The 25,573-nt window shown below is 36.7% G+C and carries 21 protein-coding genes and 2 tRNA genes; 8 read left to right on the top strand and 15 right to left on the bottom strand.

What is annotated here, in order from left to right:
* Positions 1 to 136 precede the first annotated feature (136 nt).
* Genes OCK74_RS17740 through OCK74_RS17730 form a run of 3 tightly spaced genes read left to right on the top strand, consistent with a single transcriptional unit; the run spans position 137 to position 3,014 of the window.
* Positions 137 to 1,006, top strand: coding sequence for a sce7726 family protein (locus OCK74_RS17740; protein WP_279298408.1), 870 nt, complete (start codon positions 137 to 139; stop codon positions 1,004 to 1,006).
* Positions 1,007 to 1,008: 2 nt separating this feature from the next.
* Entirely contained in the window at positions 1,009 to 1,947 is a 939-nt protein-coding gene (locus OCK74_RS17735; RefSeq protein WP_279298407.1) for a sce7725 family protein, read from the top strand.
* Positions 1,948 to 1,955: 8 nt separating this feature from the next.
* Positions 1,956 to 3,014, top strand: coding sequence for an RES family NAD+ phosphorylase (locus tag OCK74_RS17730; protein ID WP_279298406.1), 1,059 nt, complete (start codon positions 1,956 to 1,958; stop codon positions 3,012 to 3,014).
* Positions 3,015 to 3,016: 2 nt separating this feature from the next.
* Here the strand turns inward: OCK74_RS17730 and OCK74_RS17725 are convergent, their stop codons facing one another.
* From OCK74_RS17725 to OCK74_RS17700, 6 genes are all read right to left on the bottom strand, one after another.
* The gene (locus tag OCK74_RS17725) at positions 3,017 to 3,844 is read right to left on the bottom strand and encodes a hypothetical protein (protein ID WP_279298405.1); all 828 of its coding nucleotides are present in this window, start codon (positions 3,842 to 3,844) and stop codon (positions 3,017 to 3,019) included.
* A 490-nt stretch (positions 3,845 to 4,334) separates the two neighbouring features.
* The gene (locus OCK74_RS17720) at positions 4,335 to 4,724 is read right to left on the bottom strand and encodes a hypothetical protein (protein ID WP_279298404.1); all 390 of its coding nucleotides are present in this window, start codon (positions 4,722 to 4,724) and stop codon (positions 4,335 to 4,337) included.
* A gap of 131 nt (positions 4,725 to 4,855) precedes the next feature.
* Positions 4,856 to 5,485 (bottom strand): hypothetical protein, encoded by a 630-nt coding sequence (locus tag OCK74_RS17715; RefSeq protein WP_279298403.1) that lies wholly within the window; start codon positions 5,483 to 5,485, stop codon positions 4,856 to 4,858.
* A gap of 29 nt (positions 5,486 to 5,514) precedes the next feature.
* Entirely contained in the window at positions 5,515 to 5,916 is a 402-nt protein-coding gene (locus OCK74_RS17710) for a hypothetical protein (RefSeq protein WP_279298402.1), read from the bottom strand.
* Positions 5,913 to 6,224: a helix-turn-helix domain-containing protein gene (locus OCK74_RS17705; RefSeq protein WP_279298401.1), complete on the bottom strand. Its 312-nt coding sequence runs from the start codon at positions 6,222 to 6,224 to the stop codon at positions 5,913 to 5,915. The genes OCK74_RS17710 and OCK74_RS17705 overlap by 4 nt, the downstream gene beginning before the upstream one ends.
* Positions 6,225 to 6,347: 123 nt before the next feature.
* Complete coding sequence (locus OCK74_RS17700; protein WP_279298400.1) at positions 6,348 to 7,664, bottom strand: site-specific integrase; 1,317 nt, start codon at positions 7,662 to 7,664, stop codon at positions 6,348 to 6,350.
* A 291-nt stretch (positions 7,665 to 7,955) separates the two neighbouring features.
* On the opposite strand from OCK74_RS17700, the gene OCK74_RS17695 reads away from it, so the two are divergent.
* Both OCK74_RS17695 and OCK74_RS17690 read left to right on the top strand, forming a co-directional pair.
* A tRNA-Thr gene (locus OCK74_RS17695) sits at positions 7,956 to 8,031 on the top strand.
* 7 nt (positions 8,032 to 8,038) lie between these two features.
* Positions 8,039 to 8,121: transfer RNA gene (locus OCK74_RS17690), tRNA-Tyr, on the top strand.
* A gap of 207 nt (positions 8,122 to 8,328) precedes the next feature.
* Here the strand turns inward: OCK74_RS17690 and OCK74_RS17685 are convergent.
* The 6 genes from OCK74_RS17685 to ybeY form a co-directional block, all read right to left on the bottom strand.
* A complete protein-coding gene (locus tag OCK74_RS17685; RefSeq protein ID WP_279298399.1) occupies positions 8,329 to 10,002 on the bottom strand; it encodes a SusD/RagB family nutrient-binding outer membrane lipoprotein in 1,674 nt (557 codons plus the stop codon).
* Positions 10,003 to 10,041: 39 nt separating this feature from the next.
* Positions 10,042 to 13,485: a SusC/RagA family TonB-linked outer membrane protein gene (locus OCK74_RS17680; protein ID WP_279298398.1), complete on the bottom strand. Its 3,444-nt coding sequence runs from the start codon at positions 13,483 to 13,485 to the stop codon at positions 10,042 to 10,044.
* A gap of 971 nt (positions 13,486 to 14,456) precedes the next feature.
* Positions 14,457 to 14,744 (bottom strand): hypothetical protein, encoded by a 288-nt coding sequence (locus tag OCK74_RS17675; RefSeq protein WP_279298397.1) that lies wholly within the window; start codon positions 14,742 to 14,744, stop codon positions 14,457 to 14,459.
* Between the two features lie 91 nt (positions 14,745 to 14,835).
* Positions 14,836 to 16,992 (bottom strand): PAS domain-containing sensor histidine kinase, encoded by a 2,157-nt coding sequence (locus OCK74_RS17670; protein WP_279298396.1) that lies wholly within the window; start codon positions 16,990 to 16,992, stop codon positions 14,836 to 14,838.
* 262 nt (positions 16,993 to 17,254) lie between these two features.
* Positions 17,255 to 19,117 carry a tRNA uridine-5-carboxymethylaminomethyl(34) synthesis enzyme MnmG gene (gene mnmG / locus OCK74_RS17665; protein ID WP_279298395.1) on the bottom strand — a complete coding sequence of 621 codons (1,863 nt, stop codon included), beginning with the start codon at positions 19,115 to 19,117 and terminating at the stop codon, positions 17,255 to 17,257.
* Positions 19,118 to 19,198: 81 nt separating this feature from the next.
* Positions 19,199 to 19,636 (bottom strand): rRNA maturation RNase YbeY, encoded by a 438-nt coding sequence (gene ybeY, locus OCK74_RS17660; protein WP_279298394.1) that lies wholly within the window; start codon positions 19,634 to 19,636, stop codon positions 19,199 to 19,201.
* 58 nt (positions 19,637 to 19,694) lie between these two features.
* Between ybeY and OCK74_RS17655 the strand changes: the two genes are divergently transcribed.
* Both OCK74_RS17655 and nadD read left to right on the top strand, forming a co-directional pair.
* A complete protein-coding gene (locus OCK74_RS17655) occupies positions 19,695 to 19,919 on the top strand; it encodes a FeoA family protein (RefSeq protein WP_279298393.1) in 225 nt (74 codons plus the stop codon).
* Positions 19,920 to 19,940: 21 nt separating this feature from the next.
* The gene (gene nadD / locus OCK74_RS17650) at positions 19,941 to 20,522 is read left to right on the top strand and encodes a nicotinate (nicotinamide) nucleotide adenylyltransferase (protein WP_279298392.1); all 582 of its coding nucleotides are present in this window, start codon (positions 19,941 to 19,943) and stop codon (positions 20,520 to 20,522) included.
* Here the strand turns inward: nadD and chrA are convergent.
* Together chrA and OCK74_RS17640 are read right to left on the bottom strand one after the other, a co-directional pair.
* On the bottom strand, positions 20,510 to 21,709 hold the full coding sequence (gene chrA, locus OCK74_RS17645; protein WP_279298391.1) for a chromate efflux transporter: 1,200 nt from the start codon (positions 21,707 to 21,709) through the stop codon (positions 20,510 to 20,512). The genes nadD and chrA overlap by 13 nt on opposite strands.
* A 446-nt stretch (positions 21,710 to 22,155) precedes the next feature.
* Complete coding sequence (locus OCK74_RS17640; protein ID WP_279298390.1) at positions 22,156 to 22,683, bottom strand: ExbD/TolR family protein; 528 nt, start codon at positions 22,681 to 22,683, stop codon at positions 22,156 to 22,158.
* Positions 22,684 to 22,829: 146 nt separating this feature from the next.
* Here OCK74_RS17640 and OCK74_RS17635 point away from each other — a divergent pair, with 146 nt between their 5' ends.
* Entirely contained in the window at positions 22,830 to 23,639 is an 810-nt protein-coding gene (locus OCK74_RS17635; RefSeq protein WP_279298389.1) for a universal stress protein, read from the top strand.
* Positions 23,640 to 23,711: 72 nt separating this feature from the next.
* Here the strand turns inward: OCK74_RS17635 and asnS are convergent, their stop codons facing one another.
* The gene (asnS, locus tag OCK74_RS17630) at positions 23,712 to 25,148 is read right to left on the bottom strand and encodes an asparagine--tRNA ligase (protein ID WP_279298388.1); all 1,437 of its coding nucleotides are present in this window, start codon (positions 25,146 to 25,148) and stop codon (positions 23,712 to 23,714) included.
* Positions 25,149 to 25,573: the final 425 nt, after the last annotated feature.

The raw sequence follows: 25,573 nt of genomic DNA, 5'->3' as shown, positions 1-25,573 counted from the left end.
AAATCCTTTGTAAATGAATAGTTTACAAAGGATTTTCTCTTTTTGGGGGAAGTTTAGGGGGAAGAATAAAAATTTTATCTTGTATTGACCTTAATTAACTCTTTAATCACTACGCTATATAAAATATCTTTGTTAGATGGAAAGCGGGAAACATATATTTCATCATCTCTCCCAAATTTTTACCGCTTCAACTTTTCGAAATATTATTCAAAATAATAATAAAGAATCTTACAAAAGATATGTAGTCAAAAACATGTCTACATTACAGATAGATTGCAACCTTACTAATTTAGAAGTTATCAAAAAGGCTTATAAATGCCTCAATAATAACTACAGAAATGAGTATTTATATAAGAATACCCTTTTTAATAATCTGATTAAGAATAAAAAACTAAAAGACACAATAGTTTTAAATGAATTAAGAATTGACAAATCAATTGCTGATACTGTATTTATTAACGGTGAGGCCGTTATATATGAAATAAAGACGGAACTAGATAATTCAGATAAATTATTGAGTCAAATTTTTGATTATAAAAAGGCATTTTCAAAGGTGTATGTTGTCACTCATGAGTCTATCTTCTATAAATACTACCAGTTAATTAAAGGAAAAGGTGTTGGTCTGATATATTTAAATGATAAAAATAAGCTGGTTGAGCACACCCCTGCTATCGAAATAACTGAATTTTTTGAGCATACTGTTTTATTTAAATTATTGAGGAAAAGCGAATATACTTGCTTGATAAAAGAAAGATTGGGATATATTCCAGATGTTCCGAATACACAATATTTCAAAGTATGCCTCGAACTTTGCAAGTCAATACCAGTTAGAGAATTTCAAAAACTTGTTATGCTTGAATTAAAGAAAAGAGTTCCAAAAGAATTTATAGCCAGCAATTATAATAAAATACCTCATGAATTGAGATATATTTGTCATACCCTCAATTTACGTCCTAATGATTTCAATAACTTATTTAGCTTCCTAAGTGTACCCTTTAAATCTTAAATATGTATTTACCTGTTTTAAGGGGTAAACAGTATGAGTTGTTAGCCCTTAGGGAATTTTCCAAAGAAATTCGCGGCTCTGATATTATTGCACCTGTTATTGAACCAGTTAAAAGTGAGTTCAAAACGCTTGAGACTGCTTGTAATTTCTTAGCCAAAGAGGATGTATGTTTTACAATTATTATAAATCCATCTGTTGGAGAGATAAAGAACCCAGAACATATATTAAGGCAAATTAATAATACAAAGTGTTTAAGGGATAATCCAAGGTTTCAAATTGGAATACATTCATACAACGAGAGCCAATTAGAGTTTATTCTTGGACTGATTAAAGAATACGGTTTAGAAAATCAAGAACTTATAATAATTCATAATGATACTATCTCAGAAGATTTTTACAGGGCCGTTTCAGGAGCGTATAAAGTAAAGTTCAACTTCCTACATGAAAAAATTAAGGTTAGAAGATATAAGTATCTTTTTCCTTCGGAAACGAGAGTTCTATTAGATGATGTTTTTGAATCTAAACCTAAGAATTCTGATTATATTGGCTTTGAGGATGAACCATTCTCTGACATATATCTAATTTATAAAGAAGAGAACTATTTCGGCTTTTCAGATTATTTAACCATTGGAGAGCAATACACTGATGGAGGCTTTCTTCCTTATGCAGTAGTGATACACTTAACTTATGAGTCAAGAGATGGACTAAGAATCAAACATTTTGTTTCGGATTCTAACGATGATTATCATGATACTCCCGGCAAATTTGCAGAGGCTTTAGGAAAGCTGGTGTCTTTTACAGCAACACTTCCATTTAAAACAAAGGCTATAAAAACGTTTGAAGAATACTATAACTCTTCACATTATCCCGGTTTAGGTAGTATCAAGAAACTATCCATGCTCAATCATCTTGAACTTGTTAATTATCTACTTACTAAGTAGGCCAATTTATGAATTGCTGCGCAAACTGCTTTATAGATAGAGAAGTCATTGCTTTCATTGAGACTAATTCTACTCAAAAGGGAACTTGTGAAATCTGTTCGAAAGATGATGTTGGGGTTATACCAGCATCTGAACTGTTAGACATTTTTCAAGAGTTAATCCTTTCATACATTCCAGTTAATGGCGAAGAAAACCAAGATGGTAAACTACTTTATCAACAATTAAAGGAATGGAATCTTTTCAACCCTTTATTAAATAATGATGTTGTTAATAACTTAGTTAGTTGTATTGGAGGGACATTAACAACTGATGCACCAAATCTTTTTCAAGGGCCAACCATTCCAAGAGTTTTCTCCAGTTCAGATAACATACAGAAAGCCGATGAGTATAATATTACTTGGGCCAAGTTTAAAGAAGAAATAAAAAACACAAACAGATTCTTTTTGCATAATCAATTTGGTATTGAAAACTTCAAGGACATACTTGCATCTTACAAACGTTCATATAAAAAAGGAAAACAGTTCTTCCGGGCAAGAAATTCTAATAAAGAAGGACTTGAAATTGCGTTGATGGGGAAACCTCCAGCAAATAAAGCTACTCCAGGGCGAGCAAATCCTACAGGTATTTCTTATTTATACTTAGCAAATGATATAAAAACGACTCTTTATGAGGTAAGAGCTGCTATTTATGATTATGTAACAGTAGCCAAATTTGAACTTACTGATGTAGTAAATATAGTTTCTCTCAGACATAGTGAAAGGATTAGTCCTTTTCAATTACCTGATATAGAAAAGTTTTTATTGTATGAACAATTTGTTCGGTCACTTCATAGCGATCTTAAAAAACCTCTAAGAAGGCAAGACACAGAACTTGAATACTTACCTACCCAGTATCTATGTGAGTTAATAAAATATTTAGGATATGATGGAGTGGAATATAGTAGCTCCATGAATCCTAGTGGATTCAATATTGCTCTCTTTTCTGATGAAAAAATAAAGTGTATTTCAACTCAAGTATTTGAAGTGGAATCCATTGCTTATAATTATTCAGAAATAAAGGAACAATAAACTTATTTATTAACCCAGCTTATAGCAACACCTATCTTAGGATCATTTGCTTTATAATAGAAGGCTTTAAGGTTTAGTTCCTTCCTTTCAATTGTTTCAATTTCTCCGTTACTGGTTAAAATCTGTACATACCTTTCTCCATCAACAATATAGCCTCCTATAATGGTTCCATAATGCTCTTTTTCATTTGCTAAACCTGTATATAATTCTATTCCATTATAAGTAATGGTTTGGAACTTTACCCAGTTTTCTATTTTGTAGCCTTTAGCCGGTAAAAAATCAATTACTACTGGATAACTCCTTAGATTTTCTGCCAATTGAATTTTAGAGCTATCATAAAGAATCTCATATACCCCTAAGTTTTCCTTTCTAGTAGCTTGAACGTTATTACTAGCAGCTTTACTCAGATAAAATTGAATAGTATCTGGTAAAGAAAGTTTCACATCTGTAATAAAGGTTCCTTCCCAGCTTTTTACAATGCTATCTGCCCATTTTTTTTGAAAGGCTTTTAATGTTTCAATTTCTGTGGTTGTGAGGCTGTTTTTAGTGCTTATTTGATCTTGTTCTCTTATCTGTGATAGTGTTTCTGTTGTTGTTCCTTGATCCTTTTTTTGGCCCTTTTCATTGCCTATAGAAGGATTTGCTATTGCTACTACTATAATAAGTAAGAAAAAACTTAAGAATATACCTCCGAAAGTGAGAACAATTTTAGAAAGTACTTTTCTTTTTGATTTCCATGCTCCGTAAATGCCCAAAGGAGGAAAAATAATTAGTACAGGTAATAAAAACCTTTTCTTGTTGTACCATTTAGCAGTTGTGTTTTGTATCATGTATAAAAATTGAGCGTGAACATTTGCAGCTACCTGTTTCTGAGGCTCTGGGGAGAGACCTACACGACATGGTAACACAAAGTCACGCCCTTTCGGGGCGTCTCGCATTACCTTTTTGCCGTGTTTGAATATTCTCCCCAGAATTTCAGAAACAAAAAGTATTGCAGCCGCAATTATCTATATTTCAGTCACTTGTTAACCTATATCACATTTTTAATTTAATTGAAATAAAATTAAATGCTAAAATATTGCTTTTTAAAACAGCCCAAAAATTTAAAAACGGGTATCTAGTGTAGCCTAGTGGGAGGCTTGAATTTTAGGTTTTAAGGGTGGGGGTGAAATGTATATTGTACTGCGATCTTCCTTTAGCTTCTACTATATTCATTGATTATTATTGTATGAATAACTTAGTATAAGTAAGGGTAAGAACTTGATTTTCTATCTTCAAATTTCGATACTAAAAAAAAATCAAAATTGAACTTCTCCTATATTATTTGTGCGGTTTTTTGATTTTACTTGATAGAAGTATTCCTATTTCTTCTATGTGCTCTGGTTTAAGTAAAGAAATGAATTTTCTGCATTCTGTAAACTTTTGCTCTGTTGGTAAATGATTGAAATAAATACCTAATCTTTCTACATGAGGTTTAATTTGTTTAAATATTGTATCTGCTATTTCATCTTTAGTCTTAGAATCACAATTTCTTAATATTTGTTCTGTATGCTTCCTAGTTTCAGAAACCTTTTTTTCACTGGGAAGTAGATGAAAATGTTTAAATGATGTTTCAACCTTTTCTATCAACCACTCAGATATATTATTACTAGTTGACTTATTTACTTTATTTGGCGAACCTTTTTTTCTTCCTTTGTTATTTTCTTCCATGATTAAAATTTTATTATTAGTGCCCTAACCGTAGTTAGGGCACATTAAATAGCTTTTTTGATTATTCTTTATTAATATAATTATTTCCAGTTTTTGAACTTATTACGTTTTTCTTTTCCAGTTTTTGAATTTTAGCTTCCAAATTTTGAATATTTTCTTACCAGTTTTTGAATTTTTATGTTGTTTAATTCCTCTAATACTTCATCTGGAATTTCAAAAGTGCAGGTTCCCTTGTAATGAATAATTAATCCTTTATCTACAAGTTTACCTATGCAATAATTCATTGTGCTTCTTTGAACATTGATTTCTCTACACAGATACTCTATACTTGCGTCATCATATTTCAAAACATACTTAACATAATGTATTCGCCATAAGATCATACTTTGAAAAAGTGTTATAGCATACTTTTTATTAAAGTCAAATGATACTTGCGCATATTGTCCTTTACTTACATATGCTGAAAAATCTTCGAGTAATTCTAAGTCTGAAATTTTGATTCCGTTTTTAATTGCTACAATAAATCCTTTCTCTGCTAATTTTTCCATATGAAAATGAATAAGACTTGGAGTAACACCCATTATTTCGGCTAAATTTTTCTTTTTACAACAGCAAAATCCATTGCTCTTATCATATCCTCTTCTTATTAAATCAATAATGCAGTACTCATGCTCTGTTAATTTATATTGGTCTAATAAGGAGTAAAAAATCAAAACCTTTCCGACTAATCCCGATAAAGGATTAGCATTATATTTGCACATACAACAACGTTTTATTAAAGGCGATCTTTCTAGGTTGCCTTTTCTTTTAGGAGAATTCGATAAATAAACTTTCTAGCAAATTCAAAAGGTCTTTTTGGGTAGAAAGATTGAAACAGATATAATATCAATTCTTTCCTTTCTGGTAAATGTCGCAAAACAATAAATGTCTTATTTGTAGATTTATAGATAGTATCTCCAAAATACCAGTTGTTATAACATTCAATTAGACCGGAATGTAAAATCTTAGTCTTTCCATTGAAGCAATTAATTACAGCATTTGCCCCAATGTTTCTTAAATAATCTGCTTTTGAACGAGAAATAACTAGGAAGTTGAATTGAAATTCTTTCGGGTTATCTAATTCATAATGTCCTTTTATAAAAGGATGTTTCTTATAAACACCTTTAAAAGGAATCAAAGTAGTTTTCCTCATAATTTTTTAAATTTTTGAGTTTGGACTACTTCTAATGCTTTAATAACTTCATCTTCTCGATAGAGAATTCGTTTGCCAATCCTATAACTTGGAATAAGGCCTTCACTAGAGTACTTTGCTAAAGTTGGTAATGAGAGGTTCAATTTTTTTGAGACCTGCTTCCTACTTAAATAGGTGGTTTCCTTCTGAGAGGGAACCTGCTTCGACAATAATGCTACTTCTGTTAACCGCTGCTCAGCAACCACCTTCTTTATCAGGTTTTCTAACTCGTTAACAGTTAGGCCCTGTAGAATAATGTTGCGTGACATAAAACTTATATAATTTAGGCAAAATAAAGACAAATTTCAATAGACAAATACTTGTATCAACTAAAAAAAATTTATGTGTACATCTCTATAATACAAGTACTTATTTGATGTGAGAAGTTGCATTTATACTACAACTTTCAATATGTTTTCTTCGTTTTTCCAGAAGTTATTCATTCGAATAGCTGCATCCTTATTTTCAAGTTTTAAGTACCTTAAAAATGCCTTTTCTGTCTTATGGCCAGTAATCCTCATTATATCGTAGGTAGGTATTCCTTTTATATATTGGTTTGTTGCAAAACTTCTTCTAGCTGTATGTGTAACAATTAGCTCGTATTTGCTAGTTGTCTGATAAACTTTACTTCCTTTAATAGTGTTTCCTATTGTTAAAGGAGATTTTAATAATTCAACCTTGCCTCCTAATTCTTTCAAATAATCATTCATTTTTTGATTTGAAATAGCAGGTGGCAATGAGTTAGCGTAAATACCTTCATATTTAGTGATAATCTTCCGTACAGTAGGATGAATAGGAATAATGACTTTTGCTCCCGTTTTTTGTGTTTCTATTTCTATAAATTCATCTTTAATATTATGGGCTTTAATCTTTGAAAAGTCTGAAAATCTTAATCCTGTCCAACAACCCACCAGAAATAGGTCTCTTACTTTTTCTAACCTTTTCTCGTTGTTTAAATCCAGGTTCTCTAACTCTTTTAATTCCATTTCATTTAAATAAATGGCATCTGTTTTTTCTGAAACTACTCTAAATGACTTTTTACGAAAGGCAATATTTGTTGTTAGGTTTCTATCTAATGCCTCTTGCATAAAAGTTTTGATATTCCTATGATGTTTGCCTACTGTATTTAACTTATAACCTTTTTCATGTGTAAGAAAGTATGTAAAATCATTATAGAAGTCCGTATCAATATGTTCAAAGTCTAGGTATTTATTGCTGTAGGTTTTGTATTCCTTCAATAGCCTAAAGGTTTGTTTATACGCTCTAATCGTAATTGAACTTATTTGTTTTCCAGTTAGTGGATTTACTTTCTTAAATATGTCTTTTAAATACATTTCCAGAAACCCAAATAAGTCTTGTTTTACCCGCTCTTCTGCCTGTCCGGTTTTATTTCTCGCTTTGCTTACCCTTTCTTTTAGCTGTGCTATAGTAGGTTCTAAATTGCTGTTTTCTAATTTAAACTTTTGGTATTCTTCAATAATAGCATTTGCAATTGCTTTCAATGTAGCATTAAAAGAAGAATACGGTATATCCCTAACTTCCCTTGCCTTCTGTTCTTTGCTATTCCAGTACTTAGGATGAATCGAAAGTTTTGGTTCATAATATTTCATCTGCATTTTGTTATAACAAAATGTTGCTCTTACTGCTGTTAATCCTTTTGCTTTGGGGTCTTTTAAATAAAAAGACACTTTTCCTTGTGTTTTTGACATAAAAGAGGTTCATTCTTAATTGTGAACTAATACAAATTAGGTTTTTAAATAGGGGAAGAATAGGGGGAACTTTAAAATTTATCTTCCTTATTCTTCTTTTATTTACTTTGAATCAAATACCTTTGCACTCCTTAATTACAGAGGCTATTTCTGTTCAACTAGATTAATAATTGAAATAGAAATAAAAAAGGTGTGAGCCCGGCCCACACCACACAACGCCCCTGTTCATCACAGGGGTTTTTTAATGAATTGTTTTTTGAATTGCACTACAGTGCTTCGTTTATGTAATAGGCCACTTTAGCTCAGCTGGTAGAGCAACTGATTTGTAATCAGTAGGTCGTTGGTTCGATTCCGACAAGTGGCTCCAAAACGATGGGCAGGTTCCAGAGCGGCCAAATGGGGCGGACTGTAAATCCGCTGTCTTTCGACTTCAGTGGTTCGAATCCACTCCTGCCCACAATCAAACCTGAAACTACTTTCACTATTTCTCATCCCTTTTGTAGTTAATCATTTCTGTTCATCATTTAAGTAGGTAAATTCTACCTTTTTCAATTGAGTATTTCGTGTTTGCGAAAGCGGTTTTTTCTGAAGTTCGAATCGTCTAAATAAAAAAGGCGGCTAGTTTAACCTGCCGCCTTTTTTATTTAGCTAATACTTCACATTGTTACTTACCTTCTCCAAAATTAGGAGCTGTTTTATCGTACCAAACACGTTCCGTACTTAATGTCTGAACATCCTGGGCATTTTGTGTAAAGCCTTGTTCTTTCAAAGCGTTGGCCCAATTTGACCTATTTACTTCACCGGGATCTCCCAGCCACCATCTGCGTGGAATAGGGGTTGTATAAGTTTCACGAGCGTAATAGGTTGACACTTTTTTAGGATACCCTGTTCTTCTGCAAAATACAAATGCTTCGTTCGCGTTTCTGAAAAGGTTCAGGTATTGCTGAATATAGATTCTTTCCAAATCGTTTACTCCGTTGAATTTAACCTGAGGGTTGTTCAGATAAGCGGCAATTTCTGAAGTGCCATCTGTAGTATACCCTACGGTTGATAGTGCAGCAACAGCTATTGCATTCATCGTCTTTATGGAAGAAGTCACCCCTTTCTTATACCAGTCTTCAGCGGTTCCTTTTGTATTAACACCCTCTCCATATCCCTTTTGAATAAACTCAGCGATCAATAGACATGATTCCGCATTTGTCACCGGAATATCTGTAAACAAGCCTTTCGCACCATTCCATGTTGGCGAAAAGAATGGACGATTGATCGTTGATATCAGGTAATAGTTTTGGGTACCAGCTTTTACAGGGGTACTTATGTATTTAGAGGTTGTATCGGTAGTCCAGTCCGCTGGTGCTCCCTGATAACTAATCAACGGATCGTTTGAATTAACAAAAGCCGGAAGATTTACATTGTATTTGGTCAATGTATCTTTATAGGAACCCTTTAAGTCATTAGATGAAAAGTAAATGAATAAGCGAGGGTCGGCTGTGTTTTTCAAAAACTTTATAATTGAAGTACTGCCATATCTAACGGCTCTGTAATTTATATCCGAACCCATGCCTGCGTAGTCCTTGCTGGCATACGAAAGTTGCGCATCATCGGTAGTGATAGGTCCAACACTATTTTGCATCACCTGCTGGAATATTTGCTTTGCTTTTGCACTATTTTGATTCTCAATCCGTGCTGCTATTCTGAGCTTCAATGTATTGGCAAGCTTTACCCATTTAGTCCAATCGCTTTTATAGTAAATGTCATTATTACCATACGATTGTTGATTGGTTAAAGATGTGTTTGTCAATGTTGCGATTGCGTTATCCAACTCTGAAAGCCATGTTGTAAATAGTTGATCCTGATTATCATACACAGGACCATATTTCGCTTCATACCTTCCTTGCTCCGCCTGGGAATAAGGAATAGATCCATTCATATCAGTTACTTTGATACCAAACAGCACTTGCATTATGTAAGTAGAAGCCGCCATATATTGGTAATCATTCTTATCTGGTTTGGCATCAATTTGCTTTCTGATCTCAAACAGATTTGGTAATATGCTTAAGTAATATGTACCATACCTGGAATTAACGCTTTGATATTCAAAAGGACTGGTGCTAACATATTGAGTATACCTCATAAGCTGCTCCATATTTTCATACACCCATTCTGTGGGAGCCTGATATCTGAATATTCTTTCCTGAGAATATGTAAACAGGTATTTAACATCGGGAGTGGTAACCACGCTTGGAGGGGTATTAATGGAAGCAAAGTCCTTTTTACAAGCACCTCCTACAAATGCCACTAACGCTATTAAGGTTGCCAGTTTTAATTTATTTATCATAATTTATTTATATTATAATGAGTTAAAAAATAAGTTTCCTTAGAACGATGCTCTAAGAGTGAACACAAAATTTCTCATTTTTGGAAGGAACCCTTCTTCTCCTGAATACGCCGTATTGTTTGAGTTATTAGCCCCTGGGTTGAAGTTGTAGGGCAGTGTTTGATATAAATAGTTCAGATCTCTGCCTACCATAGATACTGATAATCCATTCAACTTCATTTTTGAATAAAATTTCTGAGGTACAGCGTAGCTCAATGCAACCTGACGAAGTGCGATCCAGCTGTTTTCCAAGATCCAATAATCGGATACTCCGGTAGAGGAAGAACCGTAGCGATAGAAAAACTGTGGTGTATGCGTTGGTTCAACAAAACCTGCTTTGTATGCTTCTTCGAATGTCATACCACTCACATCCTGTTTGGCTCCCGAAGGTGTAGTAACTACTGTTCCATTATCAAACACACCATCCACTATACGGCCATCGTCATAAGTACCACCGTCATTTGCATATTTAGATGTCCATGTAATACCACCAGATTGGGCATCACGTCCAAAAATAGAGTTGGGGAATACGCCGGTATGCGTTCCATAGCGATAAGACAGTGCTACGAAATCACCACCAATCTTCGCATCGATCAAACAGTTTAAACTCAGGTTTTTGTAAGTAAACGTATTATCCCATCCTGCTCTGAACTTAGCGTTGATATCTCCTACATCTTGCCAGGTATTGCTTCTTTTTGGAAATGCTGTTCTGGCATCATCACGCCATGCGAGAATAGGTTTGCCATTCCTTGGATCTTTTGGATCGTTTGACTGGAATGTTTTTGAGTGAATTTGGGTTCTTAATGTTCCATAAGATTTCCCAACTACTGCCCAAGTGCTTATTTCACCGATATTGGCTCCTAAGTTAAATTCTGTTCTTCCAGTATATAAATCAATAATTTTATTTTGGTTGGTTGCAATATTAAATGCTGTATTCCAGGAGAAATTTTTATTTCTTACCGGAATGGCATCGATTGCGAATTCAATACCTCTGTTTTGCAAGTTGCCGGCATTGATCTTGATAGCGTTGACACCTGACTCAACAGGTACTGTAATATCAAGAACCTGGTTATATGTATTATCCTTGTATACACTCAGATCAAACCCAAGGCGACTTTGTAAAAAGCGCATTTCGAGACCTAATTCTTGCGATATTTTTTTGAGAGGCTTCAGATTAGGCTGTAATACAGCTGATGTGTTATATGTAGAATAAGGAACATTATTTCCATTTGCGTTACTATATCCATTAATACTATATCCTGGATTAATATCAAACGGATTCACATTGCCTTTACCCAAATCAGCAATATTGCCTCTTAATTTACCATAGCTGATCCACGAAGGCAATTTGTTTTCAAATGTTTTGGTAAACACCCATGCTAAACTTGCTGCTGGATACTGATAGAAATTATTTCCACTGCCATTCCTGTAAGTAAGCACAGAAGTCCAGTCGGCTCTCAAGGTAGTTTGTAAGAATAGCATGTCCTTATACCCTAAATCAGCACTTGCGTATAAAGAATTAGTCTTCATATCAGAACTAATGCCACCACTTGTTGTAGGCGTATTCACTGAATTGGAAAGAAAATAGTTTCCTGGATAGATAAGGCCTCCTGCAGTGCTGCTTGATTCGCCCATAATAGTGGATCTCTGTGTTTCACCACCAATATAACCATTAAACGTAATGTCTTTATTGATATCTCTATCTACAAGAAACATCCACTTGGCATATTTATTATCTTTTGTTCCAAATCCTAATGAATAACTACCCCCTGTAAAGTTGGCGCCTTGTCCTAACTCTTTAGACTCATTTTTTGTATAAAGATTGTTGATATTTCCTTCCAGCATAATTTTTGCCCAGTCATTGAGCGTGTAAGTCAAAGCTAATTTGCTGCGAAGGGTCTGTTCTCTTCTGGTAAACTCGCTTTCAAAAACCTGGAACCAGAATCTTGATTCAGGGCTTAAATTTGTTTCTGATTTATTACCTGGATCCGGAACTCCGCCAAATTTGCTGGTATAATTTTGTTTTTGCATCCAGTATTTGGTGTCATAGTTTCTTGGCAACATCCATGTATATAATCTACCGAAGTTGTATGATGCGTATGCGTCACCTCCGCCCAAGTTCGGGGGATTTTGTCCATCAAAATTGGAATAAGCGCCACTGAAGTCAATCTCAATCCTTTTGTTCAATTTGTGTGTAACGCGAATGTCAAATGCGTTTTTAAGAAACTCATTTGTTCTTACAATACCGGTGGCCTTATTCCTATTGTATGAAAATCTGAAGGTACTTTTTTCCGTTCCCCCATCTATCGCTACGTTTGTATTATAGCCTACACCGTTTTGGAACGCATCCAAGAAGTTATTGGGTTGTGGTAAATATTTTGTAGGAGTGCCATCGTAGTTAATAACATCCTGACCTTGCATACGTGGTCCCCAGTTTTCCAACTCACGACCTATTTGATGATCAATATATGGCTTGCCAGTAACCGGATCTATAGGGAATACCTTCGTTGTCCATCTTTGATTCGCCGAATAATGGGGATCTCTGTTGTCTGTAAAGAAATCACCAACGGTACCACCTCCAAATTCATTTTGAAAAGTTGGTCCGGAATAAGGATTAGTGATATTCACTGCTTGTGTTACTGATACACCCAGCCCCTTTCTTTGCTTACCTTTTTTGGTAGTAATCAATACAACTCCATTCAAAGCTCTTGAACCATATAAAGCGGCGGCGGCAGATCCTTTTAATATGGATACACTTTCAAAATCCTCGGAGTTTAAATTTTTTAAATCATTACCGAAATCCCTACCTGTACCACTAAAAACATCGTTATCAATGATCACTCCATCAACGACAAAAATGGGTTGGTTGTTGGTACCTAAAGACGAGTTACCTCTAATTAAAATTTTTGAGTTGCTCATTAAGCCTCCTGAACCACCCAAATCGATTTGCACACCGGCCACCCGGCCTTGTAAAGCATTGATAGGGTTTAGTTCATTCGTTTTGGCTAAAGTCTCGCCTTTTACTTCTGTAACCGCAAAACCCAGTTTGTCTTTGTTTTTTTTCACGCCTAAGGCGGTTGTAACTATTACATCTGACAATACATTCGACGAAGGTTTAAGTACAATGTTTAGGTCTTTAGAACTTCCTATTACAACCTGTTGGCTTTCATAACCAATGTATGAAATTGTAATGGCAGTTCCAGGTTTTACATTTAATGCAAATTCACCATTTACATCTGTAACGGCACCTTTATTGTTTTTGACAGTTATGGAAACACCTGCCATTGGTTTTCCATTTTCATCGGCCACTTTTCCGCCTATTTGGCCAAAGGCTAATTGTGTTAGAAAAATGGCAAGTAATACCATTAAGGAACGAAGCATCGCTGTTGTTTTGTACCAGCCTGTTGCTTCCGGCTGGCGGTGATTGTAATTATTTACTTTCATTGAGCACATTTATGAGAATTATAAAAAAGGGTTTTCAAATTCAAATTTGTTTTCTCTTCTCCTTAATAAATCATAGGCTACACTTTGGGGTTTTAATTATTGTTATTAGCATATTTATTTTGAAGTTTAATAGTTAATAATTTCATCATCGATTCTATCGCCCAATATATATTTAGCGCCATACATTGATTTTTGATTTTACTCGTATGAAGTCATTATTAAATGAATATGGTATACCATTCGCTTAATAAGTTGTTAAGGAAATATTAGCTTGATGCTTGTTAGGTATATAGTTCTATTAGTACCTTTTGACACACACAAATCCTGACATACCAATACCGATTATTTTATGAGGTTTATGGAAACATGTTGCTGAAGATTTTAATTCTTTCGATTAGAACATTATGCGTTTAACCATGATCCTTTAACTGATTGTCTTAAGTTGCTTTGTAATAAGCCCTTGCTTTGAATTATTAATCCATTTATAAAATAACTGATTAAGGATATGACATTAAATTCGATTGTATCCATGTTAAATGCATACAGTCGCGTCTTAAATCCTGAGGAAGAAAAAATAAGACCAGGTTCTTTAAGGACACCTGTTATAAAAAACTCACTGATGAAGTTTTTTAAGATGGAAATATTTCTGTTCATAGGCAGCAAAAGATAATAACTTGAAAAAGCAGAAGCATAAAATATCTCTTATATATTTTATGGTTTGCTTACATAAAAATTCCTTTTAAGGAATAAAATTAATTAAAGATTACAAACTTAAGGAATAAAATTAAAAAGTTATTAAAAAAATAAAATAACATAAGTGCAGAACTCAGGATCTGGGATGATCGGGGTTAGATTTTATGCTTTGATATTAAAACATTTTACCATTGAGTGCTGTTTGAGTGAGCGTATAAGTGAAAAAATGCAAACCGGGGTACTTCATGTTTCATTTTGGAGATGAGCATTTGGGAAGACTAGTTACCTGATGGAAACTTTGTGGAGTTTTCACGTAGATTGTCCTTTGTGTGTTCCTTACCGAGACTAATATCAATGGCGCGGCCTAAATCGTTTAAAATGTCCTGATGTTCAAAACTTCCAGCCCAACGGCGGAACCCTTTTACTAACATGATCTTGGCGGGAGGAGCCTCAGAAAAAGGACCTTCATACTGTTCTAAAGTGGCAAGATAAACTCCTGACGTTTCTTGTCTTATTGAATAGTGAGCAAGTTTGGCTTTGTACTGCACCGTTACACTGAGTTTCATCTTAACGAATTGACGGTCAGCTATGTAACAAAAATCAGACCTTTTTGCAGACTCTGTATGATTTACATTTGGCCATAACCAGATACTGTTTCTAACTTAATGGAAAGCGAACATGCAGTTCACAACCCATACCCGGAGCGCTGTTGATGGAGAGGACGCCTTTCAGGTTTTCCGTCCGCGAAATCATGTTTGTAATGCCAATACCCTTACTCTGCTTGCTGGTATCAAAGCCAATACCATCATCCTTTATTTTAAGCGTTAATTCGCTGCTCGTGCCATTGACCATTACCCGTACATTTTTTGCCTTGGCATGAGCTGATATGTTCACCAGTTGTTCTTGTAAGATGCGGTATAATGCAGTGTGTAGTTCCTTGCTTATGCCAATGTTATTCACTCTTTTTAATTCAAGAGTGACTTCTACCTTGCTTGTAGCTGTAGCAGATTCAATAAGATCCAGTAAAGAATCTTTAAGGCTAACGTCATGCAATGACGGTGGGGACAGTTTTTTAGAAAGGCTATTGATGTCCTCTATAGAAGACTGAAGCAGGTTGAGTGATTTGCGCAGCATTTCGTCTTTATTTCCTGCGCCAGTCAAACAAAGCTCTGTATATAATTTTACAGTTGTTAGTACATCGTTGATGTTGGTTTGTAGTTGTTGGCTTACTTGCTCCCGATCTCTTTCCTGGGCTTTAATAACAGATGCAGTAACTTGCTGCTGTTGTTCCTGTAATTCTTGAACGCCATCCTGGCGCCATTTTTTTCGTTCAGATATGTCTGTTATAATGGTTATGAATTGTGCAGAACTACCATTTTTATCTTTTACAGGATGACCTTCGATTTCGGACCAAAAAGTTTCTTTTGATTTATTATAAGTGAGTGCTTCTATTTGAAAGGATTGTCCCTTTGCAATAAGCGTATGAATATTCCTTGCAGTCGCCGCACCTGCTTCTGTGCTGCACAACAATTCACCTAACGTTTTTCCTATTGCTTCTTCTGAAGTATATCCACTTAAGGAAACGAGTGCTTCGTTGGCCCACGTAATTCTTCCTTCTGCATCTGTATGTAATATCACATTGATATTTTTCTTTGTCAATACAGATAGCTTACGCAATTCTTCTTTGATTTTTTTTACTAAAGTAATATCCTTTATAAAGATGACCGCTCCCTTGGTTAATTCTTTGACCGTTGTTTCATACCATTTATTTGATTGACGGAAGAAGATTGTAAAAGAACCGGATTTTTTTTCAGCATATAAGTTTGCAAATTCCTCGTAAAATGAAACCCCGTCAATTGCGCTGAAGCATGAACGTAAGTTTTTGCGGTGAGCAGCATATCGCTTTATATCAAAGATATCTTCAGCTTTTTTATTCCAGTGAACAACCTTTTCGTTTTCGTCCAATCCTATAAAGCCATCGTTCATACTATCTGCAATGTTTTTGAGATAGCTGTTCCATTCCTTTATATTTTCATCAAATGACATCTGCAGCAACTCTGCCTGCTTTCTTTCATTGATATTTCTAAAAAATACATATAGGCCATTATCTGATGGATAAGCGCTGATGAAGAGCCATGAATTGATCCGGCCAAAATAAAACTCAAATTGAGTGGGAACCTGATCTTTCATCGCTTTATGATACTGATCATAAACGATAGTGCCCACAAGCTCGGGATAACATTCCCAAAGATTCTTTCCTAATATTTGCTGGTTTTGCTTCCCGGTAAGTTGTTCGGTTTGTTGATTTCGATATGTGACGATCCAGTTTTTATCTACAGAAAAAAAACTATCCGAAATGCGCTCCAGGATATTTAGCATGTCCACCTGGTATTGTTGCTTCTGTAATTCTGCCGCTTTCTTTTCCGATATATCACTTACCACGCAGTAAAACATCTTATCCTTGGCATCCCACCTGCCTGTCCATGAAATGTGAATATGAACACCGTCTTTCCTGATTAAACAGTTTTCAAAGTTTGGAATATCCTGGCTATAGATCTGTTTTCTGAAATAGTCCTGAGTCTTTTCTTTATCTTCTTCAAGGATGAGATCCAGGTAAGAAGTTCCCATTAACTCTTCCGGTAGGTAACCCGAAATGGAAAAGGAAGATTTACTGACATAAACAAAATTGCCATCAATGTCAATTGCAAAAACAACGGACAAAAGAGAATCGAAAAGCCGCTGCAACTGAGAGGGAGATAGGTGCATGCTACTTTGAAAACTATTCGGGATAGAGAGAGACTGATAGTTCTGCATAGGGGTTGGGTTACTAACGGTTCTCAAATGTAATTCACTAAGTACTTTTCTGAGGTATATCGGTAATGTACTTTAAAAGAATACGGATAACTACCTAGAAAAGTTTAGATGCAAGTATAGATGCAGAAGTATAAATTGGTAAAAGTATGTAATGCTCTAAGATGGAATCCTTTGGTGATTATCATCTAAACAAAAAAGAAGCAGGCACCTTTGGATGGATACCTGCTTACCTTTTATAAACTTTTCAGGAAACTTTTATTAATTACCTTCCCATATATACCATTAATATTTGAACATCGCTTGGGTTGATACCAGATATCCTGCTTGCTTGTCCCAAGGTTTGTGGTTTGATCCTGTTCAGCTTTTCCTTTGCTTCTGCGCTCAAAGCCTGAATGCTGTGGTAGTTAAAGCTATCTGGAATAGCAAGGTCTTCCATTTGACGCATCCTGCTTACTAAATCCTTTTCCTTATCTATATACACTTGGTACTTGGTTTGAATCTCGGCTTGTTCTACAGACTCTAACTGGAAGCTGTTCAATGCTTCCTGAACCTTAGGCACGTGTTGTGCGATATCTTTCAGCTGCAGGTTAGGACGCAGTAATATCTTTTCAACTCTTTGTTTTTCAATGATAGAAGAACTGCCGAGTTGCTCTAATAAGCCATTGATCTCTCCAGGTTCTAGCTGTATATTCTTTAGCACTGTCTTTATTTCTTCCACTTCGTTTCTCTTGGAAAGTACTTTATCCATTCTTTCCTGTGAAGCCAGTCCCAGGCGGTAACTTATTTCAGTTAACCTAAGATCAGCATTGTCCTGCCTTAACAGCGTTCTAAACTCAGCGCGGGATGTAAACATTCGGTAAGGCTCTTGTGTTCCTTTGCTGATCAGGTCGTCAATCAATACACCAATATAGGCCTCACTCCGTTTAAGTATAAGTGGTTTTTCATTCTTTGTCTTTAAATGAGCGTTGATGCCAGCCATAATACCCTGGCAGGCTGCTTCCTCATACCCTGTTGTCCCGTTGATCTGTCCGGCGAAGAAGAGGTTTGCTATTTGCTTTGTTTCCAGGCTATAATTTAGTTGTGTTGGTGGAAAGTAGTCGTACTCGATAGCATAACCAGGGCGGAAGAATTTTACATTCTCGAAACCCGGCACTTTGCGGAGTGCTGCATATTGTACGTCTTCCGGTAAGGAAGTTGAAAAGCCATTCACATAGATCTCTACCGTATTCCATCCTTCAGGTTCAACAAAGATCTGGTGACGGTCTCTTTCGGCAAAGCGATTGATCTTGTCTTCTATGCTTGGACAATAGCGTGGCCCAACTCCTTCTATCCTGCCAGTAAACATGGGGCTTCTGTCAAAGCCTGTCTTTAAAAGTTCATGAACCTGGCTATTTGTATAAGTGATCCAGCAGCTTCTTTGTTCTTTGGGCTTCTTTGAGTTGGTATATGAAAAGCCCGTGATTTCTTCGTCACCTTTCTGCTCCTCCATTTTACTGTAGTCGAGAGAGCGGGAATCTACTCTTGGCGGAGTGCCTGTCTTTAACCGGTCACTCTCCAGGCCTAACGAAACAAGTTGCTCAGTCAGTCCTGTTGCTGCTTTTTCTGCCGCACGACCACCACCAAACTTTTTTTCTCCAATATGGATAACTCCATTTAAGAAAGTACCATTGGTAAGTACGACTGCCCTGGCTTTGATGTGATGTCCTAAGCCCGTAACCACGCCTGAAGCTTTTCCGCCTTCTACGATGATTTCTTTAACCATATCCTGGTAGAAATCCAGATTTGGAGTTTGTTCCAAGCGTTCACGCCATTTTTGAGAGAACAACATCCTGTCATTCTGCGAGCGGGGGCTCCACATAGCTGGACCTTTTGAACGGTTGAGCATGCGAAATTGTATCATGGATTCGTCGGAAACAATTGCAGAGTATCCACCAAGGGCATCTATCTCTCGAACAATCTGGCCTTTAGCGATTCCACCCATAGCTGGGTTACAACTCATTTGAGCAATGGTTTGAAGGTTCATGGTAACCAACAGTACTTTAGAACCCATATTGGCTGCAGCAGCAGCGGCTTCACAACCTGCATGGCCTGCACCAACCACAATCACATCATATTCTTGAAACATTTTGCAAAAATAATTTAATGTTCCACGGGGAACATGTTAATTTAATAAAGGATTGAAGTTTTCCGTGTTCCACGTGGAACATTAATGTTTCGCATTGAAGAGCTTTAAATAATACTCTTCCTTTTCTCTCATTAATTTTTCTTCTTCAGCTTTTTTGTCCTTGTAGCCGCAGAGGTGCAGCGCACCATGAAACAAAACTCTCAATAATTCATTTTTGATGGATGTTTGAAATTGCACTGCATTTTCTTTAACTCTTTCAATACTGATGTATATATCTGATAGAACAGGCTGATCATTTTCTGAGTAAAAGAAAGTAATGATATCAGTATAGGTGTCATGGTTTAGGTATTCCATATTTAAGTCAATTAAATACTCATCAGTACAGAATATATAATTGACTGTATCTACCTTCTTCCCTTCCCTCTTAAATAATTCAAGAATAAACTGCTTGACAGTTTCTCGATTCTTAAAAAAGAATTTTACATCTAAATAGTGAAAGCTGACTTTTTTGTTTTGCATGATTTTCAAAAATCGTAAACCTTTGGAAAATGAAAGCTGTAGATTTGAAAAATAGTTTATGAATAGAAAATTATCAGAGTTAAAGCCTGGGGAAAGAGCAAAAATCAAGGGTTTTGCTAGTTCAGAATTGGAATTAAAACTCATGGAAATGGGATGTATTCCCGGTGAAGTGGTGGTGGTTGAGCAGGTGGCTCCTTTAGGTGATCCCATTTCTATAAGGATTGCTGGCTATTCCCTTAGCCTGCGGTTAAATGAAGCTGATCAGATTATTTTAGAACATTAGAAATGAGAGGAGTTAGACAGGATGAAAACAGGATTGTATTTTGGTTCTTTTAACCCCATCCATATTGGGCATCTGATTATTGCTAATCACATATTAAATGAAACGGCGCTGCAGGAAATATGGTTTGTGATATCGCCGCAAAACCCGTTCAAAGTCTCTTCTACCCTTCTGAATGAATATGACCGTTTGTTCCTGGTGCAAAGGTCTATAGAAAACGACCCCAGGTTAAAAGCTAGCGATATAGAATTTTCTCTTTCTAAGCCATCCTATACTTCTACAACCTTGGCTTACCTGAGAGAAAAATATCCTACTCGTGAGTTTTCTGTTGTTATGGGAAGTGACAGTTTCCAGAATATCTCTAAATGGCATAACTATCGGGCCATTGTTGATCATTATCCAATTATCATTTATCTCCGCCCTGGTTTCCCTGTAGAGAATACGGTAAATGCTTCCATTCATATCATGCAGGCTCCTATGTTAGATATATCAGCAACTCATATTAGGACGCTGTTAAAGGAAGGAAAATCAATAAAATATTTAGTGCCAGAAGCAGCTGAACTGGAAATAATCAAAAGCCGGTTTTTTAAAAATCAGAAGAAGTAGCCTAATGCCAGGCATGCTGCTACTATGATTGGAGAGGCAATCCTTGTAAACTGTAACAATAGGAAGGTTGAAACAATAATCAGAATATTGATGAGGCTGGAAACCCGGGCATCTACCAGGGTGATATCTTTCATAATGTAAAAAGTTGAGGCGATCATAATCCCAACTACTGCAGCATTGATGCCTTCCAGGGACCGGTAGACAACGACATATTTTTTCAAATTATGCCAGACTGGGAAAAAGAATAAAACCAGGAGTGCGCTTGGGAGAAAAATGGCAACAGTGCCAATGATACACCCGATTACCTGCATTTCCGGCCCTTTGTCTTTAAGTGCCATGCCCCCAGTGAAAGAAGCTATTGAGAATACAGGCCCCGGCATAGCCCTGACAATTCCCATCCCTGTGGTCATATCTTCTTTATTGATGCTGATAACACCTGGATTCTTTTGTTTTACTGCAGCAGGGCGAACCGAAAATTGTTCGTACATCATAGGCATCAGCACATGTCCCCCACCAAACACAATACCGCCCATCCGGTAAAGGTTTTCAAAAAGGTGGATAGGCTTTCTGTTCGGCCAGTCATTCCTCCTTGCCATTTCACTGGTAAAACCAGCTATCAGGAAAATAATCACGAACAACCAGATATTCCACCATTTGATCTTCTTAGGTTTTGTTTCCGGCTGTGGTATACGCTTCTTACTCAGGTTGGTAATGAACCCGCTTAAAACAATTAGGATAGGAATGGTCCATGGGGACTGAAAGAAGGCATACGTGGCGGCAACACATAAGAGCATAATACACCAGGTAATAGTGTTATTTACCGATATCCTGAATGCTTTTGTCGCTGCAAAGGCCAGGAATCCAACTGCCATGGAAGGTATAAATTTGAATACATCCACGTGCAGGGCTTTCCGGTCAATATAGTGCAAAAGGAATGAAAATGCCCCCATTAAAAGCGACCCAGGTAGTATCCATACCAATAAAGTAAAAATGGCCAATGGTATACCCCCTCTTTTATAACCAATCAATAGAATGGTTTGGGTTGAGGATGCTCCTGGTAATAAACTGCACAACGCATTATACTCAAGCAATTCTTCTTTGGTCACATAAGGAGTTCTCTGAACAAAGTTTTTCATCATCATGGCCAGATGGGCCTGCGGCCCGCCAAAAGCCGAGATGCTATACAAGAAAACGCTTTTCAGAAATGGGATGTGTCGGAGCAACAACATGGAGCAATAAAAATAGAAAAATCACTACAGCCTGCAATTGATTCAAATTAGAAATCAATTAATTATTCATAGCAAAGTTCGGAAAGCAGAAGGTAAAAAGCCAAAAACGTTAAGAAAACACAGAATCGTGATGGTTTAAGATAAGAAGAAGTAAAATAAGTGTCTTCAAAGGAGATGATGTATGTGCAAAGCTCTGGGCGTAAATTGGAGGGCGATATTTTATCATGATTCGCTCTCCTTGTTTGGTGGAATTTTGGAGCGCTTTTATAGGAGATTTTCAGAGCATAATATTAAATCAGTAACCGGGCCGATAAATTCGTATATGCAGGCACGTTAAAGTATAACAGGTAAATGCAGAAGTGAAGTCTTTGCATTTACCTGTTTCGTTTATACATTGACGTTCTTTAATTGCCTGCGGTAGGTATTGCAGATAATTCACCGCTTGTAGGCTCCATGATCGCATATTTCTTTACATTGTTAATTAATACTTCATCTAGTACATTTATCAGGTTGTTGTAGGTAGACCTTTGAGTCGGCTTTATCAATAGCATCAAATCTGCACTTTTATCGCCTAATGCTTTTTGTTTGTTACGGATAATATTGCCGATGCCCTTTGCTACATCAAAGCTGGATAAATGCATTCCGTTGTTTTTTACAGCATCCTCCCACTTTCCATTATAGTAATAAATACTGTCGCCTCCAGATATCAAAACTGTTAAGGCGGTCGACGCTCCTAATTCTGAAGTGGGTTCATCACCAGCTGTCAGGTACAGGTCTGAAGCTTTTGATTCGGACATGCTGGAAGTGAAGATAAAAAAGGTAATCAGCAGAAAGCCCAAGTCTACCATGGGGGTCATATCTATACGTATATGAGGTCTGCTCATGTAGCGTTTTTTTCCTGCAGGGGCAGGTTGCAGTTGGATTTGAGCCATAGTTTGTGGTTTATAAATAAGATTCATAAACAAGAAAAATCCATATAATTATTCTACTTGTTTTTGCACTTATGTTGTAATTGATTTGGATGCTTCCATACGCACTTAAATAGTGCAATTTTCTTTTTTTTCCGTAGCTTTTGGGTATGAAAACGTTGATCGTTCCTACCGATTTTTCCCCTGCAGCGGAAAATGCAATGCATTATGCCGCGCACTTGGCCCGTCAGATTGAAGCAGAAGTCTTATTGGTACATGTGTACCAGATCCCTGTCTCGATGAATGATATGCCTGTAATATTGGTTTCTGCGGAAGAATTGAAAAAGAATGCTGATGAAAGCCTGGGACGAAGTGCACAGGAGTTGTCAAATGCTTTTCCTGGATTAAATATCAGGACGGAAAGCCGCCTTGGTGATGTGAATGATGAATTGGAAGATATGAGCAAAGATCTTCACCCTGTGGCCATTGTCATGGGAAGTCATGGAAGCAGCGGCCTGGAAAGGCTCATCTTTGGAAGCACTACTTTATCTGTTATCCGGGACAGTCGTTACCCTGTGATAGCAGTTCCTGCTCATTACAAAGATTTCTCTTTACAAAATGTAGTGTTGGCCGCTGACCTGCAGGAAGGCGGAAATCTACCTGTGGAGATGATTACTGAGGTTATGCAACACCTGAATACCAGCATCCATATAGTACATGTGACTAATAAAGAAGATCCTGACACAGAGTTACAACGGGATATTCTGCTTAATAAATTACAATCGTTTTCTCCCACTTATCATGCCGTACAAGGAGAAAATGTCCGTGACTGCATTATTAAATATTTAAAAGAAGAAAAGGCTGATTTGCTGTTGGTCTTTCCTCACGAACACAACCTTATGGAGCGGTTATTTTTCAAGCTTCATTCATTGGATATAGTTAAACACTCTACGATACCAGTAATGACGATCAAATGCTAATAAATGAAGTAAAAAAGCGGGAGTCTTACAATAAAGACTCCCGCTTTTTTATTGAAATGATGCGCGTCTATTTTAAAACTCGGCGTTCTTTGGTGTTCTTGGAAATGCTATCACATCCCTGATATTTCCCATTCCTGTAACGAATTGAACCATGCGTTCAAAACCTAATCCAAAACCAGCATGGGGTACTGTTCCGAAACGGCGTGTATCCAAATACCACCACAACTCTTCTGCAGGAATATGCATTTCTTTCATGCGTTCAGTAAGCTTATCCATGCGCTCTTCACGTTGCGAACCTCCCACGATCTCTCCTATGCCTGGAGCCAATATATCCATAGCAGCAACGGTCTTGCCGTCCTCATTCTGGCGCATGTAGAAAGCTTTGATTTCTTTTGGATAATTGGTAACGATCACAGGCTTTTTAAAGTGTTTTTCTACCAGGTAGCGTTCGTGCTCACTTTGCATGTCAATACCCCACTTCACTTCATATTGGAATTTTTTCTTTTTATAGGCCGGTGATTGTAGCAGGATATCAATAGCTTCTGTATAGGTAATTCTTTCGAATTTGTTTTCCGTTACAAATTGCAGTTTCTGAATCAAGTCCAGCTCACTTCTTTCAGCTTGTGGCTTTTGCTTTTCTTCATCCAGTAAACGCTGTCTTAAGAATTCAAGATCATCGGCATTATGGTCCATAGCATACCTGATGATATACTGGATAAACTCTTCCGCCAGGTTCATATTATCTTCAAGGTCGCAGAAAGCCATTTCAGGCTCAATCATCCAAAATTCAGCGAGGTGACGGGCCGTATTTGAGTTTTCAGCGCGGAAGGTTGGTCCAAACGTATAGATCTCTCCAAAGGCCGTTGCGCCCAGCTCACCTTCCAATTGACCACTTACGGTAAGATTGGTAGAGCGTCCAAAAAAGTCTTCTGTAAAATCAACGCTGCCATCATCCAGGCGTGGGGGATTATCGAAAGGTAGTGTTGTTACACGGAACATTTCACCGGCTCCTTCTGCATCAGAAGCCGTGACGATAGGCGTGTGTAAGTAAACAAAACCTTTATCATTAAAGAACTTGTGAATAGCAAAAGCCAGTGAATGGCGTATGCGGAAAATGGCGCCAAAAGTATTCGTGCGGAAGCGCAAATGTGCTTTTTCCCGCAAAAATTCAAGGCTATGCTTTTTGGGCTGCAATGGATATTTTTCTGCATCCGAATCTCCCAGGATTTCTACAGTATCAGCTTTCAGCTCCAGTTTCTGGCCTTTACCCAGGGAAGGAATTACCGTACCAGTTACTTTTAAGGAGGCACTGGTAGTAATGCGTTTTAATAAGTCTTCATCAAATTTTCCCAGTTCTAACACCACTTGTAAATTGTTGTTGGTGGAGCCATCATTTAAGGCTATAAACTGGTTGTTGCGAAAAGTACGCACCCACCCCATAACAGTTTCCTGTTGCTCCTGAGGTTCACTGTTCAGGAGTTCTTTTATTTTTATCCGCTTGTTGAACATATTGCCTGTTTAAGAGCGGCAAAGATAGAATACGGATTTAAAGGATTAGATGGATTTAGGGAATAAACTAGGAATTATGAATGAGTAAATCAGATTTGATGATACCTGGGATCGTTCTAATGCCAGAGGGAATGAAATGATTCCGGAAATGGCACTTGAATTTGGATTAAAATTTGAAATAAGGCTTTAGGCTTTTGTAGTTTGGAAATGAAAGCGAGTGAGCTATGGTAAAAGGGTTTAAGCGCATTGTTGCGTGTGCTATTCAATACTATAACATTACTATAACGCCCTGTTGCCGGCAAAAGGCAATCAATATCATGTTTTTAGAAGGCAAGATGTCCTAAATTGCATCAGGTGTGCAGGGGCTCTTGGCTAGGGCAAACTGAAAATTTGCTTAAAAAAAGTATATAGTTTTATTAATATTT

This window comes from Paraflavisolibacter caeni (assembly GCF_025628885.1).
In the GTDB taxonomy this organism is placed as follows: Bacteria; Bacteroidota; Bacteroidia; order Chitinophagales; family Chitinophagaceae; genus Flavisolibacter; species Flavisolibacter caeni.
Note: the sequence above shows the minus strand (reverse complement) of the source record. Positions and strands in the feature narration are given on the sequence as shown.

Bases quoted from the DNA above. Each gene is read 5' to 3' on its own strand.
- OCK74_RS17740 (WP_279298408.1), top strand. From the start codon at position 137: ATGGAAAGCGGGAAACATATATTTCATCATCTCTCCCAAATTTTTACC.
- OCK74_RS17735 (WP_279298407.1), top strand. From the start codon at position 1,009: ATGTATTTACCTGTTTTAAGGGGTAAACAGTATGAGTTGTTAGCCCTT.
- OCK74_RS17730 (WP_279298406.1), top strand. From the start codon at position 1,956: ATGAATTGCTGCGCAAACTGCTTTATAGATAGAGAAGTCATTGCTTTC.
- OCK74_RS17725 (WP_279298405.1), bottom strand. From the start codon at position 3,844: ATGATACAAAACACAACTGCTAAATGGTACAACAAGAAAAGGTTTTTA.
- OCK74_RS17720 (WP_279298404.1), bottom strand. From the start codon at position 4,724: ATGGAAGAAAATAACAAAGGAAGAAAAAAAGGTTCGCCAAATAAAGTA.
- OCK74_RS17715 (WP_279298403.1), bottom strand. From the start codon at position 5,485: ATGTGCAAATATAATGCTAATCCTTTATCGGGATTAGTCGGAAAGGTT.
- OCK74_RS17710 (WP_279298402.1), bottom strand. From the start codon at position 5,916: ATGAGGAAAACTACTTTGATTCCTTTTAAAGGTGTTTATAAGAAACAT.
- OCK74_RS17705 (WP_279298401.1), bottom strand. From the start codon at position 6,224: ATGTCACGCAACATTATTCTACAGGGCCTAACTGTTAACGAGTTAGAA.
- OCK74_RS17700 (WP_279298400.1), bottom strand. From the start codon at position 7,664: ATGTCAAAAACACAAGGAAAAGTGTCTTTTTATTTAAAAGACCCCAAA.
- OCK74_RS17685 (WP_279298399.1), bottom strand. From the start codon at position 10,002: ATGATAAATAAATTAAAACTGGCAACCTTAATAGCGTTAGTGGCATTT.
- OCK74_RS17680 (WP_279298398.1), bottom strand. From the start codon at position 13,485: ATGAAAGTAAATAATTACAATCACCGCCAGCCGGAAGCAACAGGCTGG.
- OCK74_RS17675 (WP_279298397.1), bottom strand. From the start codon at position 14,744: ATGAAACTCAGTGTAACGGTGCAGTACAAAGCCAAACTTGCTCACTAT.
- OCK74_RS17670 (WP_279298396.1), bottom strand. From the start codon at position 16,992: ATGCAGAACTATCAGTCTCTCTCTATCCCGAATAGTTTTCAAAGTAGC.
- mnmG (WP_279298395.1), bottom strand. From the start codon at position 19,117: ATGTTTCAAGAATATGATGTGATTGTGGTTGGTGCAGGCCATGCAGGT.
- ybeY (WP_279298394.1), bottom strand. From the start codon at position 19,636: ATGCAAAACAAAAAAGTCAGCTTTCACTATTTAGATGTAAAATTCTTT.
- OCK74_RS17655 (WP_279298393.1), top strand. From the start codon at position 19,695: ATGAATAGAAAATTATCAGAGTTAAAGCCTGGGGAAAGAGCAAAAATC.
- nadD (WP_279298392.1), top strand. From the start codon at position 19,941: ATGAAAACAGGATTGTATTTTGGTTCTTTTAACCCCATCCATATTGGG.
- OCK74_RS17640 (WP_279298390.1), bottom strand. From the start codon at position 22,683: ATGGCTCAAATCCAACTGCAACCTGCCCCTGCAGGAAAAAAACGCTAC.
- OCK74_RS17635 (WP_279298389.1), top strand. From the start codon at position 22,830: ATGAAAACGTTGATCGTTCCTACCGATTTTTCCCCTGCAGCGGAAAAT.
- asnS (WP_279298388.1), bottom strand. From the start codon at position 25,148: ATGTTCAACAAGCGGATAAAAATAAAAGAACTCCTGAACAGTGAACCT.